This window comes from Mucilaginibacter sp., assembly GCF_028288105.1.
Lineage (GTDB): Bacteria > Bacteroidota > Bacteroidia > Sphingobacteriales > Sphingobacteriaceae > Mucilaginibacter.
This window is the reverse complement of sequence record NZ_JAQBOI010000237.1, coordinates 1-15,806: the sequence shown is the minus strand read 5'-3', so window position 1 is coordinate 15,806 and position 15,806 is coordinate 1. Positions and strand designations below refer to the sequence as shown.

18 protein-coding genes are annotated in these 15,806 nt (G+C 42.7%); 11 read left to right on the top strand and 7 right to left on the bottom strand.

Annotated features, from left to right (window positions below; genetic code table 11):
- The coding region (locus JWQ85_RS16240) for an ABATE domain-containing protein (RefSeq protein ID WP_299469841.1) at positions 1-538 on the bottom strand (538 nt) is incomplete at its 3' end.
- Between the two features lie 112 nt (positions 539-650).
- Between JWQ85_RS16240 and JWQ85_RS16235 the strand changes: the two genes are divergently transcribed.
- On the top strand, positions 651-1,592 hold the full coding sequence (locus JWQ85_RS16235) for an EamA family transporter (protein WP_299469839.1): 942 nt from the start codon (positions 651-653) through the stop codon (positions 1,590-1,592).
- 417 nt (positions 1,593-2,009) lie between these two features.
- Here JWQ85_RS16235 and JWQ85_RS16230 read toward each other — a convergent pair whose 3' ends face one another.
- Positions 2,010-2,984: an integrase core domain-containing protein gene (locus tag JWQ85_RS16230; RefSeq protein ID WP_299469838.1), complete on the bottom strand. Its 975-nt coding sequence runs from the start codon at positions 2,982-2,984 to the stop codon at positions 2,010-2,012.
- Between the two features lie 170 nt (positions 2,985-3,154).
- Between JWQ85_RS16230 and JWQ85_RS16225 the strand changes: the two genes are divergently transcribed.
- Positions 3,155-3,715 carry an NUDIX hydrolase gene (locus JWQ85_RS16225; protein WP_299469843.1) on the top strand — a complete coding sequence of 187 codons (561 nt, stop codon included), beginning with the start codon at positions 3,155-3,157 and terminating at the stop codon, positions 3,713-3,715.
- Between the two features lie 47 nt (positions 3,716-3,762).
- Entirely contained in the window at positions 3,763-4,500 is a 738-nt protein-coding gene (locus JWQ85_RS16220) for a 1-acyl-sn-glycerol-3-phosphate acyltransferase (RefSeq protein WP_299469836.1), read from the top strand.
- 136 nt (positions 4,501-4,636) lie between these two features.
- Here JWQ85_RS16220 and JWQ85_RS16215 read toward each other — a convergent pair whose 3' ends face one another.
- The 4 genes from JWQ85_RS16215 to JWQ85_RS16200 form a co-directional block, all read right to left on the bottom strand.
- Positions 4,637-5,485, bottom strand: coding sequence for a neutral zinc metallopeptidase (locus JWQ85_RS16215; RefSeq protein WP_299469834.1), 849 nt, complete (start codon positions 5,483-5,485; stop codon positions 4,637-4,639).
- An 81-nt stretch (positions 5,486-5,566) separates the two neighbouring features.
- Positions 5,567-6,871, bottom strand: coding sequence for a M20/M25/M40 family metallo-hydrolase (locus JWQ85_RS16210; protein ID WP_299469832.1), 1,305 nt, complete (start codon positions 6,869-6,871; stop codon positions 5,567-5,569).
- A 2-nt stretch (positions 6,872-6,873) separates the two neighbouring features.
- A complete protein-coding gene (locus JWQ85_RS16205) occupies positions 6,874-8,715 on the bottom strand; it encodes a M61 family metallopeptidase (RefSeq protein ID WP_299469830.1) in 1,842 nt (613 codons plus the stop codon).
- Between the two features lie 92 nt (positions 8,716-8,807).
- Complete coding sequence (locus tag JWQ85_RS16200) at positions 8,808-9,926, bottom strand: DUF4407 domain-containing protein (RefSeq protein WP_299469828.1); 1,119 nt, start codon at positions 9,924-9,926, stop codon at positions 8,808-8,810.
- A 121-nt stretch (positions 9,927-10,047) separates the two neighbouring features.
- Here JWQ85_RS16200 and JWQ85_RS16195 point away from each other — a divergent pair, with 121 nt between their 5' ends.
- The 5 genes from JWQ85_RS16195 to JWQ85_RS16175 all read left to right on the top strand — a co-directional run bounded on the left by JWQ85_RS16195 (position 10,048) and on the right by JWQ85_RS16175 (position 12,187).
- Positions 10,048-10,362: a rhodanese-like domain-containing protein gene (locus tag JWQ85_RS16195; RefSeq protein ID WP_299469826.1), complete on the top strand. Its 315-nt coding sequence runs from the start codon at positions 10,048-10,050 to the stop codon at positions 10,360-10,362.
- 1 nt (position 10,363) lies between these two features.
- The gene (locus JWQ85_RS16190) at positions 10,364-10,552 is read left to right on the top strand and encodes a DUF6358 family protein (protein WP_299469824.1); all 189 of its coding nucleotides are present in this window, start codon (positions 10,364-10,366) and stop codon (positions 10,550-10,552) included.
- Positions 10,553-10,627: 75 nt separating this feature from the next.
- Positions 10,628-11,533, top strand: a complete 906-nt coding sequence (locus JWQ85_RS16185) for a prohibitin family protein (protein ID WP_299469822.1) — start codon at positions 10,628-10,630, stop codon at positions 11,531-11,533.
- 26 nt (positions 11,534-11,559) lie between these two features.
- Complete coding sequence (locus tag JWQ85_RS16180; RefSeq protein ID WP_299469820.1) at positions 11,560-11,862, top strand: nucleotidyltransferase domain-containing protein; 303 nt, start codon at positions 11,560-11,562, stop codon at positions 11,860-11,862.
- Positions 11,852-12,187, top strand: a complete 336-nt coding sequence (locus tag JWQ85_RS16175) for a HepT-like ribonuclease domain-containing protein (protein WP_299469818.1) — start codon at positions 11,852-11,854, stop codon at positions 12,185-12,187. The genes JWQ85_RS16180 and JWQ85_RS16175 overlap by 11 nt, the downstream gene beginning before the upstream one ends.
- Here JWQ85_RS16175 and JWQ85_RS16170 read toward each other — a convergent pair whose 3' ends face one another.
- Entirely contained in the window at positions 12,188-13,420 is a 1,233-nt protein-coding gene (locus JWQ85_RS16170; protein WP_299469816.1) for a cellulase family glycosylhydrolase, read from the bottom strand.
- A 132-nt stretch (positions 13,421-13,552) separates the two neighbouring features.
- On the opposite strand from JWQ85_RS16170, the gene modA reads away from it, so the two are divergent.
- From modA to JWQ85_RS16155, 3 genes are read left to right on the top strand one after another with little or no spacing between them, the layout of a single operon-like run.
- Complete coding sequence (gene modA / locus JWQ85_RS16165) at positions 13,553-14,317, top strand: molybdate ABC transporter substrate-binding protein (protein ID WP_299469814.1); 765 nt, start codon at positions 13,553-13,555, stop codon at positions 14,315-14,317.
- A gap of 4 nt (positions 14,318-14,321) precedes the next feature.
- Positions 14,322-14,993 (top strand): molybdate ABC transporter permease subunit, encoded by a 672-nt coding sequence (gene modB, locus JWQ85_RS16160; RefSeq protein WP_299469812.1) that lies wholly within the window; start codon positions 14,322-14,324, stop codon positions 14,991-14,993.
- Positions 14,990-15,607 carry an ATP-binding cassette domain-containing protein gene (locus JWQ85_RS16155; RefSeq protein ID WP_299469810.1) on the top strand — a complete coding sequence of 206 codons (618 nt, stop codon included), beginning with the start codon at positions 14,990-14,992 and terminating at the stop codon, positions 15,605-15,607. The genes modB and JWQ85_RS16155 overlap by 4 nt, the downstream gene beginning before the upstream one ends.
- The last annotated feature ends 199 nt before the right edge of the window (positions 15,608-15,806 follow it).

The following is a 15,806-nucleotide window of genomic DNA, read 5'->3' as shown; positions in this document are numbered from 1 at the left end:
GGGTATGGGTACGGCTTTTATCAAGGAACAGCCATCCGCAGGCCGAACACTCTTTTACATATTTAGCCGCTGGTACGGTTAATATATCATAAGCCGATTTCATCACCTTCCATAAAGGGGCAGCAATATCGGTGTCGGGGTTTAGCCAGCACTCCTGCAATTCCTCTTTTGTATCCTCGAAGCCAATATGCTGTAAGGCCTCGGCAAGTATTTCGTTAAATCTGTTTAAAACATCTTCCTCTATCGTTTTGCCATCGGCTTTGGCAGAGAAAATTTTATATAGTAATTCGCGGGCTATTATAATATGATGATAGGCCGTAATAGCAGATGCAGGCGAATGTTCTACAATTTTTTCAAATTCCGTTACCTCTTTGGGGCTGATGATATTCAGCTTAATACACCACTGCAAAAAGGCGGCATAATTTGGCAAATACTCGTAGGATGCTTCCTTTTTACGGGCTTGCACAGTATTTACAAAATCAAGGCACAATAAGCCTCCGTCTAAAGGCAGATTCGCTATATTCCTCTCTTTATTCATCGCATATCAAATATATTAAATTCTTACTATCAAAAATAGTTATGATAGTAAAAAACTATTTACTTTTACCACCGTTATTAATAATGATAGTAAAAATCAAATAACATCTGCAATGACAAAGAAACTGGTTTCACCCCTATTAGTTGCATTCGCGTTTTTCAACATATACGTTATATGGGGTTCAACATACCTGGCGGTGGCTTATGGCTTAAAGGGTTTCCCACCGTTTATACTGGTTGGCCTGCGCTATTTAACTGCAGGTGTATTAATGCTGGCATGGTGTAAAATAAAAGGCGAACAATTACCCGAACGAAAATTCATGCTTCGCCAGGCCATAAGCGGCACATTGATGCTTGTGGGCGGCACAGGCCTGATAGCCTGGGCCGAACTATACATCAGCTCGGGCCAGGCGGCGATACTGATTGCTACCGAGCCGCTCATATTTTTATTACTCGATAGAAAAAACTGGTCGGAATACTTCTCCAACAAATACATACTTAGCGGCCTGCTTATTGGCTTTACCGGTATATTCCTGTTTCTTAAGCTGGGTGTCGCGGTAGCCAACCCATCGCCCATGGCTACTATTGCCAGCGTGGTGGTATTATTTAGCGCCGTTTTATGGGTACTGGGTTCGTTAATAACAAAAGACAGTAAAGGCAACAGTTCATCTACCATGAATGCAAGCGTACAATTACTGGCAGCAGGTATAGCAAGTATAGGTATCGCTTTCGCCAAAAGTGAGCAGGTTGGGTTTTCTTTCGCCAATGTATCTGCCGAAGCATGGGCGGGGCTGATATTCCTGATCATAATGGGCTCACTGCTGGCCTACCTGTCGTTTGTGTGGCTGTTAAGCATTAAGCCTCCGGCTATTATCAGCACGCATACCTATGTAAACCCGGTAGTGGCGGTGTTTTTAGGCTGGCTGCTGATAAATGAGCATGTAAATATGGCCCAACTGATAAGTTTGATAGGGATATTGGTAGGGATACTGCTGGTTAACGTACCGGGATATTTGAAAAGGAAAGAGGTGGCGGTAGAAAGCGTTAAAACTTAAAAAACATATCCTTTTATCTTGCGCTCGTCTGTGACCTACCGTGTACCCACAAGTTTTAAAATGCAGGAAGGCAATGACCCATAGGGTCTACCGCTTTGTAGATAATAATAATAAATGTGATTTGTGCCGCATAGCGGCTACCCAGCCATCAGACAGGTAGGCAAATTGCATTGTTCTACATTGGTAAAGCCAACAAAGGGTAGCCCTTAACAGGGCAAAACTATTTTCTTTTCATTGCCTACAAAGCGGTAGACCCAACGGGTCATAGAATAGACGTATGTCGAAGAGATGTGGGTACACGGTAGGTCTGTGACGAGTGCTTAAAATGGGTTAGCGATTGCATCGCCCGAGGCACTGCATTATAAAACCCGTCATTGCTGTAAGGGTTACGTAATTCGGTAACAGAATCAGGTATTTTTATTTGTTGTTTAGGGTGACCATATCGATAGGTTTCTTGCCGCTGATCCCCTGATGTGGTCGTTCCCAGTTGTAATAAACAAGGTACTTAAGTAGTTCGTCTTCCAGTTCCTCCAAACTGTCAAAGTCGGTATCTTCAATAAGGTCTTCTTTGAGCGTGCGCCAGAAGCGTTCCACCTTGCCGTTGGTTTGCGGCCGGTAAGGCTGCATGTAACGCCGTTTGATGCCGGTCTCCATTAACATTCGCTCAAAAGGATGATTGCGCTTTTGCAGAGCGGCAGATGTTCCAAACTCCGGGCCGTTATCAGCGATGATCTCTTCGAACTGAATGCCGAACTCCCGTTTGAGTGCCTGCATACAATGCATGGCAGTGAACATGGTGGTAAGTGCTGTAATATCTTCCATCACCTGCGCCCAGGCCAGGCGCGAATAATCATCCAGTACGCAAAGCAGGTATAACCTCCTGTTTTGCCCACGGATCACACTTTTACTCAGGTGATGACAGTCGATATGTCCTAACTGGCCCATGCGTTCTTTAATAATCTTTCGTTTTACTTCCCGGTCTGCCTGCTTTAAACGGTTACGATGATGCCGCTTAAGGATGTTGTATACCCCTGAAGGAGACGGTGTAAAGTTATTTGATTTGCGCTGAAGCTGGTTAGTGATCTCGAATTTATTGCAGCCCCGGTCCCGCAGCTGCAATACTTGCTGCTCATCCTCGGGCGATGGCCTGCGGCTGCCATATTTAGGACCGCGTTTGCCCGGCAGCAGGTCAAGTTCATTACCCGATTGCTTATACAGGTTGTAGTACTTTAAAAAACTCCGGGGATCGGTATCATGGGCTGAATAGAAGTCTTTGGCAAACCTGAAAACGGCATGCTCTCCCCGTTTTACCTGCTCATATTCCCTTATCAGAAAGCGATACTTATTTAAATAGTTACGTTTTAAAGTGAGGTCATTGTTAATGTTTCGCATAACGTTTTAGCTTTATTCTTTAAAGCTAATTCTGTTACCGAATTAGTTGACCTTTACAATTGCGAGGTACGAAGCAATCTCTTTAGGACTGGTCGGCGATATGCATGCAAGAGATTGCTTCGTACCTCAATGACGCATGGGAAACACACAGAATTACTATCTTTATTCCCATGTACCACCCTACCGAAAACCCCTGGAAAATCACTTCTGAAAAGGAAATTTATGATAACCCCTGGATAAACGTTACCGAGTACCAGGTGATCAACCCATCGGGCAACCCGGGCATTTACGGACAGGTGCATTATAAAAATATTGCCATTGGTATTTTGCCTTTAGATGATGACATGAACACCTACCTGGTAGGCCAGTATCGCTTTACCTTAAACCAGTATAGCTGGGAATTACCCGAAGGAGGCGGTATTATTGGGGTTGATCCACTCGAATCTGCTAAACGCGAACTGCTGGAAGAAACAGGGTTAAAAGCCTCGCGGTGGACCGAGATACAACGCATGCACCTTTCCAATTCCATAAGCGATGAGCTTTGCATCCTGTATGTTGCCCGTGGCCTGGAACAATTTGAAGCTGAACCAGAGGATACCGAGCAACTGATTGTAAACAAGGTACCGTTTGATGAAGTATACCGCATGGTTTGCGCCGGCGAGATAACCGACTCATTAGCGGTGGCGGCAGTTCTTAAAGCCCGTTTAATGCAGTTAGAGAACACTTTGTAAACTAAGATTTATCAAATCTTCAAAAAAACTTTAAATTTGCGGGGTTCATGAAAAAGTTTTTAGGCTATATCCTATCCCCGTTTTCCATTTTAGCATTTCTTTTATTGCTGGTGATATTTCATCCAATCCAATGGCTCTGCCTTAAACTGGGTGGGTATTCGGCACATAAAAAGTGTGTAGATATACTGAACTTTTTTTTGACATCTACCTTTTACATTATAGGTAATAGGGTAATTTTCATTAATAAGCAAAACCTGCCCATTGGCCGGCCTATCATTTTTCTGGCCAATCACCAAAGCTTGTTTGATATCCCACCGATGATATATCACCTGCGCAAATATCACGCGAAATTTATCTCAAAGCTTGAACTAACCAAAGGCATCCCATCCATATCTTTTAACCTAAGACATGGCGGCGGCGCCAATATAGACAGGAAAGACCCGCGCCAATCCATAACCGAACTGGTGAAATTTGCTACAAGGATGAAAGAAAACAGATGGGGAGCCGTGATATTCCCGGAAGGGACACGCTCTAAAGATGGCAAGGTAAAGCCTTTTCAATCGGCCGGTGTAGCAACGTTGCTAAAAAAATGCCCGGATGCCCTGTTAGTACCAGTTGCCATTACCGATTCCTGGAAAATGATACAATATGGCTTGTACCCATTGAATACCTTCACCCCCATGAAATGGGAAGTACTTGAGCCTATTGAACCAGGCACTCGCTCGGTTGATGAATTGGTGAAATTGGCCGAGGACAGGATAAGGGCGATAGTAGACCCAAATTAAATAAACGAATAATGCGGTGACGCTATTTTGTCACTTAGCAAATATTAACCAATTGATTTTAAGATGATTACTAATGTTCACGGGTGTTCACAGCCGTGAACATGAACGCTTAACTTTTGCAAATCGTTAAATTGATCTACTCCAGATCAGTCGTCGCAAACGTATTTCCCTGGCTTACATCGCCCGTTTCGTAACCCTTTTTAAACCAATACATTCGTTGTGCGCTGGTGCCGTGGGTAAAACTGTCAGGGCGTACCTCTCCCTGATATTCTTTTTGCAGTCGGTCATCGCCTATCTGATGTGCCGCGTTCAGGGCTTCTTCAATATCTCCCGGGTCAAGTACATTCTTAACATTCTTTTCGTAGTAAGCCCAAACACCTGCATAAAAATCGGCCTGCAGCTCCAGTTTTACCGATAGTTTGTTGTACTCCGATTCGCTAAGCTGACCGCGCGCCTGCTCCATTTTGGCTGATAAGCCAAGCAGATCCTGCACATGATGGCCAACCTCGTGGGCTATAACATAAGCCTGCGCGAAATCGCCCGCCGCTCCAAACTTGTTAGACAGCTCATCAAAAAAAGACAGGTCGATATATACTTTCTGGTCGCCCGGGCAATAAAAGGGGCCTGTTTCAGCGCCGGCCTGGCCACAAGCCGTATTCACAGCAGCTTCAAAAAAGTGCATGGTGGGCTTTTCATAGGTTTTACCCATATCGTTAAAAAGCTTAGTCCATACATCTTCTGTATCGGCAAGTACAACTTTGGCAAATTTCTTTTCTTTGGTGTCAGCTATGGCCGCCTGATTGTTTTCTTGCGGGGCACCGCCACCCTGCACCTGGTTAAGTACGGCAGACGGATCTACCCCCGTAAAAAAATAAATCGCGGCGGCAATAATACCCACCACACCGCCACCAAGGGCTAATCCACGGCCGCCACTTGCACTGCCATCTTCTGTGTTACTGCTTTCGCGCCTGCCAAACCATTGCATAATATTTCAGATTAATTTAGCTTTTAAACAGAAAGGCCCAAACAATTGTTTGAGCCTTCCTAATGCCTATATATTTCTTAATTATTTCTTCAGCTTGGGGATGCGGGTTGGTGTATCCTTACCCGAAACTATAGTGCGCGAGCTAAGTGCAATAGCACGAATAGTGGCCACAATGTTATTTACATCCAGTGTTTTGTACTCATCCTTTACGGTATGATAAAACTTATCAATATCTATCTGATCTGTTGATATGGTATGCGCAGGCACGCCCAATGCTGCCAGTGTCGCATTATCGCTACGATAGAAAAGGTTTTGCTCCGGATATGGGTCAGGGTAAAATTTAAATTGTGTTCCCTCCAGGTTGCGTTGCAGCATAGGGCCAAAATCAGACTTTTCGTAACCTGTTATAAATGCCGAGTTCTCACCAAATTTTGAAGCCTTGCCTATCATCTCGATATTGAATAAGGCTACAACCTTATCAGGATCTAATTTGGTAGAAAAGTATTGGGAGCCAAAGCCACCGATCTCCTCGGCAGTAAAGGCCACGAATACCAGCGTACGCTCGTTATTATTTAGCTTTTTATAATATTTAGCCAAACTGATAACCGCCGTTGTGCCCGATGCATCATCATCAGCACCGTTGGCAATACTATCACCTTCCATAGGTTTAATGAAACCTAAGTGGTCGTAATGACCGCCAAACACCACGTATTCATCGGGTTTTGTTTTACCGGGGATAACACCAACCACGTTAAACAAGGGTTTTTCGGTTGTTTGAACTTCGTAATTAACCGTTAGTGATTTTACATCGCCAAAGGGGACCAGTACAAATACTATAGCTGGTGCGCTATTATCTCCTTTAAAAGAAGACGTTTCTCTTTTGTATCGCCCGGCCAATCTGGTAAATATTTTAGCGTAACTGGTATCTATTAAAACAACTTGCTTTTTACCGCTGCTAACTACAGTCCTATACTCGGTCATAAAATCTTTACCGGCTGCAATATTTACAACCTGAACTCCATCAGCATTTGCCCAGTTAAACGATGATGAAGAACTGATAGCCACCTTATCGGCAGGAACGTCTGCGCCATTTATAGTAACTTTTGAACTTACCGGCTTGGTATTTAACATTGCAAAACTCTGGCGAAAGCCGGTATTGCCTGTCATTGGTTTTAAGCCGGCAGCTTTAAACTCTCCCTCAATAAAAGTTGCCGCTTTCTCAATCCCTTTGGTAAAAGTACCACGGCCTTCCATCTCGTCGGCGCTAAGGGTTTTAATTATGCGTTCAACATCATCCTGTTTTATCAGTTTGTTTACATCCTGACAAAAGCCCAGAACCGGGGCTGCGGCTAAAGCGGTTATCGCTATTAAAATTTTTACTTTCATGTTTATTTAACTTTTGATGATAACCAGTTGCTGCGGAAATCTTTTTGTTGCTGGCTTAACTCTTTACCTGCTTTTTCGTAGGTCACTACCTCTACAGAAGGGCTTTCTTCTAATGTAATAGTGCCTTCGTGTTTGCCGGTGCGGTTCTTGTAGCTTACGCTTACTTTATCGCCCGGTTTTTTATCTTTAATGATATCGTTTATTGAGGCTGCCTCTTTTACATCTTTACCATCAATTTGCAGGATTGTATCGTTAGCATCTAACCCGGCTTTATAAGCAGGACTGTTTGATGAAGTTGAGCCTGTAATAACCAGCCCGCCATTACCCGGGCGGCCCTGAATACGGCCCATCCAACCTTTGCCCGGTGATGCTTTTTGCAATAGCAAACCTGCATTAGCCAGCAATGCCTCGTAATTATTCTTTTTAACGCCGTATATGTAATCGTTAAAAAACGCCGCGGCAAATTTAGGATTGGTTACCTTACCTAACACATTCTGCAGATCGGGAATGGTGTATGGTTTCCCGGTTTTGCCATAAGCCAGCCAAACCTGGCGCATGTAATCATCTAACGTAATTTTAAACTCGCTGCGTAAACGCAGATCAAGTGCCAGTGCAGTTGCGCCGCCATATACATAGTAACTGGTGAATACATTGGTATAGTTAGTAGCATCTACCGCTACACCGGCATCGGTAAATACCGCGTAACGGCTCATTTGTGCCGGCGAATATTTTGCAGGTGCGGGGGGCGCCAGTACCGAATTGACAAGACCGCCAATAGTACCCGTATAATCATCAATCGAATTAAAACCGGCGCGGGCAAGTATCAATTCACCGTAGTATTGTGTAAAACCTTCGGCAAACCAAAGCTCGCTGCTCATGTTGGCATGCTCAAAATTAAAGGGCTCTAATGATTTTGGGCGGATCCGCTCTACATTCCAGCTGTGGAAAAACTCGTGCGAGTAAGTACCCAAAAGGTTGTTCTCGTTACCGGCGATCTTCTCTGATCTGTCAACAATACAAGTTGAGTTGCGGTGTTCCATGCCATCACCAAAATTTGTTGGGTGGATATCATCAAGGAAGGTATAGCTGCCATAATCATAATCGGGCTGTTCGCCAAAAACGGCTTTCTCTTCCAGCACAACTTTTTGCACCATGGTGGCAAACTTATCTACCGTGGCCTGGTCATCATCTGAGTGTACAGCAATGCCCATCTTTTGTTTTTTGCCATTGGTGTTAACAACATCCCAATAGTTTGTTTTAACATTAGAAAGCTCGGTAGGGCTATCCATCATATATTGCAGATCGGGCGCGCTGTAAACATTATCACCTTCGTGCTTTAACTGTGTAGCTACTTTCCATCCATATTTGTCAAGATCGTTAAACTCAAACTTTACCGGCCTGTTAGCCATTCCTATTGCCCACATAAAACTCGCGGGCATATTCAAGTGAGCGTGGCTTGCATCAATCCCTACATAGGTACCATCAGTATGGTTACCAAAAAGTGTATAGCTTATTTTTACTACCGTTCCGTGCTCGGCAACTTCATATACATCGCCTTCAACCTGTTTTATAGATAGCTCTTTACCGCTAATATCGGTAGCTTTTACGTTGTATATGTTTTTACCAAATTCGTGTGTAGCATACCTGCCCGGCGACGAGCGACTCATGCGTACCTTAAGTGCCCCAATAGATGGCACATCAGTAAGTGTCATGGTAATTTCGGCCTCGTGGTGGGCCGCGTTAGGGAAAGATACCAGGTAGTAAACCCCGTTACGCGCAGGAGCTTGCGCGTTAGCGGCAAGTGCAAAAAATGCCGCTGCCGCCATTAAAAATATTTTCTTCATTGTATGATATGATTCAGGTGATGAAATTACCAATTAAATCAGTAATTATTATCTATCAATTTTATTACAAAATACGCGAAAGAAAAAACCTGCTAATCATAGCTTTGCCTGCCCAGGTCATACTCCGATTGCGCGGTTATGATCTGCTTTCGCCGGTCGATATCGGTATTCAGGCTATGGTCATAAGTATTATCGGTAACAGCTATATCGCGGTCTTTATCTTTATCGGCGTAATAGTTATTAGCCTCCGTTGTTTTTGCAAGCGCCGTATCATAAGGCCCCCTGGGCGACATCAGTTTTACAAAAACCGGTAAACACTCAAACAAAATAAACAGATAACCAATAAATGAAATAGCCATGTAGGTATCTATATCCCGCGATCCGTCTACATTGTAGGATAGTTGGCCCAGCGCCCAGTTTCTATCGGCAAAACCCGCCACATTCGAGAGGCTGTCCAGTTGTTTCTCGTTAAAAAGGCGGGTAGAGTTTACCCCTTCATAATCTTTACGCTGACCAAGGTAGCTATCCATCTGCCCCAAATTATCGGTGACGGTTTTCAGTCTATCCTCTTTTTCCTTTAACACATCGGCCTTTTGTTTGGCATAGGTACCATAACCAATAATACCCGATGTTTGATTGGTTTTATCCCCAAAAACCTCCTGGTTCAATTGATAACGCGAGCGGTTTATATCTCGCTCAAGCGAATCCTTTTCCTTCTTCAGATCGGTGTTCTTACCCAGCTCTTGCGCGTATTTTTGCTGATAGGTTTTTTGCAGGCTATCTATTTTGGTATGCTGGCCTTTTAGGTAGGCCGTTTTTAATTTACTGCGGATCTCTTTGTCAAATATCTTCAGCTCCAGCGGCCGGGAAATTACAATCCCTATCATAATGGCCAGTAAAATACGGGGCGTTGCCTGTAAAATTTGCTGGTTCATGCTGCCCTCTTTGTTAATGCTGGATACAATGTACCTATCCATATTAAAGATGGCCGTGCCCCATATAAGGCCGAACAAAATGGCAAAACCAACGGCAAAAGCATTACCGCTGAATACAAAATACATAGCGTATCCGCCGGATAAGGACGCAAACAATGCGGTGAAAAATATGGTGGCACCAATGCCCACATACTTATTATGTTCTATAGGGTATTTCTTTAGCGTGTCCACGTGCGCGCCGGAACAGAACCAAAAAAATCTGGTTATTTTCTTCATTAAGCTATTGTGTAAAATTTATTCTTATGCTATTAAAACGCACTTAGGTACTGTTTGTTACAAAATATGCTCAAATATTTGATATAGAAAAACATACCTTTGACTAATAATTACATTTAAGATGAAAGAAATAAGCGTACAGGAACTTAAAGAAAAGTTAGATAAAGGCGAAGATTTTCAATTAATAGACGTTCGTGAGGATTTTGAATACGAAACATCAAACATTGGCGGACTATCGATACCACTTGGCGGCATTTTAATTGAAGCTGAGAAAGTAGCTAAAGATAAGCCTGTTGTGGTAATGTGCCGTAGCGGTAAACGCAGCGCAGCAGCTATTATGCAGTTAGAAGCACAAGGCTATACAAACCTAAGCAACCTGCAAGGCGGTATATTAGCCTGGAAAGCCGAGATAGACCCGGAACTAAACGTGTACTAATATGGGCAAAAAGGTAGCACTTAATGTGTTTTACAACATTGTTATATTTATATGTATTGTTGTAATATGGTCGGCAGTTGAGCATGGGCGGTACGAATATGTATTGGCTTGCGCATTTATTGCGGGTATTATTATTACCCTAAAAATCCGCCTGATAAAAGAGATCAGGAGTATGCAGAATAATAAGTAATTGTAACAATCAACAGATCGCGGTATCTAAATTCTAAAATATCCAAAACAAATAAACCTTAAACCAAAATATACAATGTTTTTAATTATTGTTGGTATTGTTGTGCTTATTGCGGGCATAATGGTAAAACGTTCGCCAGAGCCTGTTGGCCGCTTTGGCGGCTTAATAAGCATTGTTGGTATTGCTATTGCAGCTATCGGCTTAGTTTTTTCTGTTTTTAAAGTAATAGACCCGGGTAAGGTTGGTGTGCAGATACTGTTTGGTAAAGTACAGAATGATGTGCTGGAAAGTGGCCTGCATATAATTAACCCGCTGGTTGATGTAACTACCTTTGACATCCAAACACAAAACTATACCATGAGCGCGGTACATACCGAAGGCCAGGTGCAGGGCGATGATGCCATTAGGGTGCTATCGTCTGACGGGTTGGAAGTAACTATTGACCTATCCGTTTTGTATAAAGTGAATGCGGCAAAGGCGCCCTTTATTATGCAAAACATTGGTATGGATTACGTTGATAAGATTGTACGTACTGTAGCCCGCACTGCCATACGCGATAACGCTGTAAATTATGCCGCGGTAGATCTATACTCTATAAAAAGGCAGGAGTTTCAGAATAAAATAAACAGTACCATCTCGCTAAGTTTTGAAAAACGCGGGCTCGATCTTCAGCAGATATTAATCCGCAATATCTCTTTACCGCCATCTGTTAAGGCAAGTATCGAATCAAAAATAAATGCCGAGCAGGAAGCGCAGAAAATGACCTTTGTGCTGCAGAAAGAACGCCAGGAAGCCGACCGTAAACGTGTAGAAGCGCAAGGTATTGCCGATTATCAAAAGATCCTTTCGACCGGTTTATCTGATAAGCAACTACAATACGAGACCATCAAAGCCCAAAAAGAGATTGCCCTATCGCCAAATACAAAAGTTATCATCATTGGTAATGGCAAGAGTAACCCAATAATGCTGACCGATAAGTAAGCTATATATTTTCTAACTTTGTTTTGATGAACGAATTACAAAAGCATATCACCCAAATAAACCAATTGTGCAATTTGCACAAGGTGAGATCGCTGTTTGCTTTTGGTTCTGTAATAACCAATAACTTTAATATCAACAGTGATATTGATCTTGTTGTTGATATTGATAGCAATGACCCTCTCGATTACTCTGACAATTACTTTGCTGTAAAATTTCAGCTTGAAGATATCCTCCATCGCCAGGTAGACCTTTTAGAAGAAAAAGCAATTACCAATCCGTTACTAAAAAGGGAAATCGATAACACAAAAGTGCTTATTTATGGAAGATGAGGTTAAAACCTGGCTTTTAGATATTAAGCAGGCCATCATTGAAATAGATACTTTTCTTCCTGATAAAAAGAACTTTTTTGATTTTAAAAAAGACCTTAAAACCAAAAGGGCGATTGAAAGAAATGTTGAAATAATTGGCGAGGCGGCAAATCGGATAATTAAAACTCAGCCCGATATTAAAATAACAGATATCAAGAAAATTATTGATACAAGAAACCGTATCATACATGGTTATGATACGGTTTCTGATGATATTATATGGGCAATAGTAATTCGAAATTTGCCTGTTCTGTTAATTGAAGTAAACTTTCTTTTAAATAATTAACTATTTACCCGGCACCTTCAACCCTAATGCTTCAATATATCCTTTATTAGGGATGCAATTAGCAAACTTGCTGTTCTCTAAAAATCCATATAATGCTTTTTTGATCTTTTCCCTGTCGGCAGGGGCGGCTTTGCGGATCTCCTCGAAACTTGCACGGGGCTTTTCTGTGTAGGCTATTATCTCGTCGTAGCCATCGGGCACGTTAAAGCTGGTGATGCCTTTTAAATTGTCGAGTTTTTTGTATGGCCAGTAATGCCAGCCAATGCGGTTCTTTTCGCACAGGATGCGGAAATCTCTTACCCATTCATCAGTGTTCTCGCCTGTTTCGCCAACATAAATAGGCACATTGTATTTGTCGCGAAAATCTACATAATCCTGTATCACCTTTTGTACCGGTTCTGTCCAGTACTTATGAAAGGTATAAACGCTTTTGCTATCAAACGGCTTACCGAACGGTTTAAAGTTGCTATCCCATTGCGCACCACCAATAAATACAATGTGGTTTTTATCAACCGAACGCACTGCGGCAGTTATCTGTTTAAAAGTCGGCTCCAAATGCGGGTTCAACTCATCTACCTTAAAATAATGGGCAATGGGCTCGTTTAGCAGGTCGTATCCCATTATAATGGTCTCGTTCTTGTAATGATTGGCAATTTTGCGCCATATATCAGCTGTTAGCTTGCGGCTTGCCGCGCTTGTAAACAGAAATGGATAACCATTACCATCATCAATATTATCGCCGGTTTGGCCGCCCGGGGCGCAGTGCATATCCAGCATTACATATAAGTTTGCTTTTTTACACCAGCCTATCACCCTGTCCAGCAGTTCGAAGCCACGGTTGGGATTGTTCTGGCCCATATAATCTTCATAAGTAAACAGTTTGTAATTAAACGGGATACGGATGGAGTTCATGCCGGATGCTTTCAGGAATTGGATATCCGCCTCGGTAACATAAGTGTCCTGAAATTTTCGCCAAAACAATTTCATCTCTTCGGGACCAACCAATTCGGTTAAGGCCTCGTTTATTAAGCGTTGCGAGTTAACGCTTTTAAACTTAAACATATAACCTTCGGGCACCAGCCAGTTACCTAAATTGGTTCCACGCATCAGGAAAGGCTTGTTATCTACACCGATAATTTCTTTACCTTTAACAGTGATAAACTTTGGCACTTGTGCGCATACGCTAAACACAACTGCAACCGAAAGCAGCACGCTTGTAATGAGTTTTTTCATTTGCTTTTTTAAAGATGTGAGCTGGTTAAGCGCTAATTGGCAAAGCGCCTTTAACAAATGTAGCTGATTCTGTTATCATTTAACATTTGTACCAATATGCCAATATTACGTATTTTGTGAAACAACAGAACAATGATGATAAAACTATTCACTAAAACGTTTTCGCTGATTTTTATCGCTTTGTGTTTTTCTGCCGCGGTTGTAAATGCACAAAGCATAAAAGTAGCTATAGCAGCCAATCTGCAGCCTGTTATGAAAGATCTGAAACGCGACTTTAAAGCGAGGACCAAGATAGATATCGACGTAATATCCGGCTCATCGGGTAATTTGGCTACCCAGATCCGCCATGGCGCGCCTTATGACGTATTCCTGTCCGCCGATAGGGATTTCCCTCAAGCACTGCAGAAAGATGGTTTCACTATAAAAAATGCTGTTGTTTACGCACAGGGGGTGCTTATTATCTGCAGCATACAAAACCTCGATTTTACAAACTGGAACAAACTCTTATTAACAAATCCCGTTAAAAAAGTGGCTATTGGCAACCCTGCTATTGCACCCTATGGCAAAGCCGCGCAACAGGCACTTACCAAAGCAGGCGTATACGATAAAGTAAAAAGCAAAGTAGTTTTTGGCGAAAGCATTACCCAGGTAAATACCTACATAACCACCGGCGTTGTGCAGGTTGGCTTTACTACGTTATCATTAATAAAAGATGGCGCCAACAAACAAAAGCTGTTCTACAAACTGGTAGATAATAAAACCTACGCGCCTATAGAACAGGCCATGGTGGTATTAAAACATGCCAAACAAAATGCCTCAGCCGAAAAATTTTACCGGTACATATTAAGCGCGCCTGCTAAAAAGATCTTTAAAGCTTACGGCTACAACACTTTATAAAATAATGGACCTGTCACCTATTTGGCTTACCTTAAAATTAGCGGCTATCACCACATTGATATTGCTGCTTATTGGCTTGCCTTTGGCCTGGTGGCTGTCCAAAAAGCGATCGCTAATAAAAACAATTATAGAGGCCATAATTACTATGCCTTTAGTGTTGCCGCCGTCAGTATTGGGTTTTTATTTGCTGCTTGCTTTTAGTCCGCAACACGGTTTGGGGCATTGGCTTCAGCAAACTTTTAATGTGCAGTTTGTATTCTCTTTCCAGGGATTGGTACTGGCATCGGTTATTTATAGCATGCCATTTATGATAAGCCCGGTAAAGTCGGCGTTTCAGCAATTGCCGGTATCGCTATCGCAGGCATCATATACTTTAGGTAAAACGCAGTGGCAAACTTTCAGGTATGTATTATTGCCCAACATAAAACCATCGTTACTCACCGCGGCGGTACTCACCTTTGCACATACATTGGGCGAGTTTGGTGTGGTGCTGATGATAGGCGGGAATATCCCCGGAGTTACACGTGTTGCATCCATAGCGGTTTATGACTCGGTTGAGCAGATGAATTATACTGCCGCAAATAACTATTCGCTTATACTGTTCGCTATTACTTTTGTAATGGTGCTAAGCGTATTCATTTACAATAAATACCAGGCAAAAAGTCCGTTAGAATGATAACAGTTGATATTAAAAAAGGACTAAAAGCTTATAATGGCTTACAGATACTGCAGATAAAAAAGAAATTTTCTGCCGGTAGCATCACCCGTATAACCGGCCCATCCGGCGCGGGTAAAACCACGTTCCTTAAAATGGTAGCGGGGTTGATAACACCTGATAGCGGCATCATCAAAACAAATAATACAGCTTGGTTTGATGCCTCTCAACAGATAAACTTAAGTCCGCAGCAACGGCATATTGGCTTTGTTTTTCAGGATTACGCCCTGTTCCCAAACATGACCGTGAAACAGCATCTGGAGTATGCTACTGATGATATCCAATGGATAAGCCGCCTGTTAAAGATCGGCGGACTGGGCGATTTCACAGATCACAAACCAAACCACCTATCCGGCGGCCAACAACAGCGACTGGCTATACTGCGGGCATTGGCTATCAAACCAAAACTATTGCTGATGGATGAGCCTTTTTCGGCCCTGGATCTTAAAATGAAATCCGCTTTGATAAAAGATCTGCAAGGGTTGTTTGCAGAACTCGGCGCAACCGCGCTAATTGTAAGCCATAATCCACAGGAACTGGATGGAATAAGCGGGGATGAGTTGGAAATAGGATGATTACGGTCCTTTCATTGCCTTCCCATTTATGGGGCGGATAACAAATCTGCTACAAACATCTACTGCACCTGACTCACCACTATTTTATCTAAATTATGCAGATACCTGCGGCCGGTTTTAAAATCTGTCACTGATGTCATCTGCATACTTTCGGGCATTTTATCAGCCTTGATGCCGTTCTTTTCCATGATGATATACA

Bases quoted from the DNA above. Each gene is read 5' to 3' on its own strand.
- JWQ85_RS16195 (WP_299469826.1), top strand. From the start codon at position 10,048: ATGAAAGAAATAAGCGTACAGGAACTTAAAGAAAAGTTAGATAAAGGC.
- JWQ85_RS16185 (WP_299469822.1), top strand. From the start codon at position 10,628: ATGTTTTTAATTATTGTTGGTATTGTTGTGCTTATTGCGGGCATAATG.
- JWQ85_RS16190 (WP_299469824.1), top strand. From the start codon at position 10,364: ATGGGCAAAAAGGTAGCACTTAATGTGTTTTACAACATTGTTATATTT.
- JWQ85_RS16215 (WP_299469834.1), bottom strand. From the start codon at position 5,485: ATGCAATGGTTTGGCAGGCGCGAAAGCAGTAACACAGAAGATGGCAGT.
- JWQ85_RS16155 (WP_299469810.1), top strand. From the start codon at position 14,990: ATGATAACAGTTGATATTAAAAAAGGACTAAAAGCTTATAATGGCTTA.
- JWQ85_RS16200 (WP_299469828.1), bottom strand. From the start codon at position 9,926: ATGAAGAAAATAACCAGATTTTTTTGGTTCTGTTCCGGCGCGCACGTG.
- modA (WP_299469814.1), top strand. From the start codon at position 13,553: ATGATGATAAAACTATTCACTAAAACGTTTTCGCTGATTTTTATCGCT.
- modB (WP_299469812.1), top strand. From the start codon at position 14,322: ATGGACCTGTCACCTATTTGGCTTACCTTAAAATTAGCGGCTATCACC.
- JWQ85_RS16230 (WP_299469838.1), bottom strand. From the start codon at position 2,984: ATGCGAAACATTAACAATGACCTCACTTTAAAACGTAACTATTTAAAT.
- JWQ85_RS16180 (WP_299469820.1), top strand. From the start codon at position 11,560: ATGAACGAATTACAAAAGCATATCACCCAAATAAACCAATTGTGCAAT.
- JWQ85_RS16205 (WP_299469830.1), bottom strand. From the start codon at position 8,715: ATGAAGAAAATATTTTTAATGGCGGCAGCGGCATTTTTTGCACTTGCC.
- JWQ85_RS16170 (WP_299469816.1), bottom strand. From the start codon at position 13,420: ATGAAAAAACTCATTACAAGCGTGCTGCTTTCGGTTGCAGTTGTGTTT.
- JWQ85_RS16225 (WP_299469843.1), top strand. From the start codon at position 3,155: ATGTACCACCCTACCGAAAACCCCTGGAAAATCACTTCTGAAAAGGAA.
- JWQ85_RS16210 (WP_299469832.1), bottom strand. From the start codon at position 6,871: ATGAAAGTAAAAATTTTAATAGCGATAACCGCTTTAGCCGCAGCCCCG.
- JWQ85_RS16175 (WP_299469818.1), top strand. From the start codon at position 11,852: ATGGAAGATGAGGTTAAAACCTGGCTTTTAGATATTAAGCAGGCCATC.
- JWQ85_RS16220 (WP_299469836.1), top strand. From the start codon at position 3,763: ATGAAAAAGTTTTTAGGCTATATCCTATCCCCGTTTTCCATTTTAGCA.
- JWQ85_RS16235 (WP_299469839.1), top strand. From the start codon at position 651: ATGACAAAGAAACTGGTTTCACCCCTATTAGTTGCATTCGCGTTTTTC.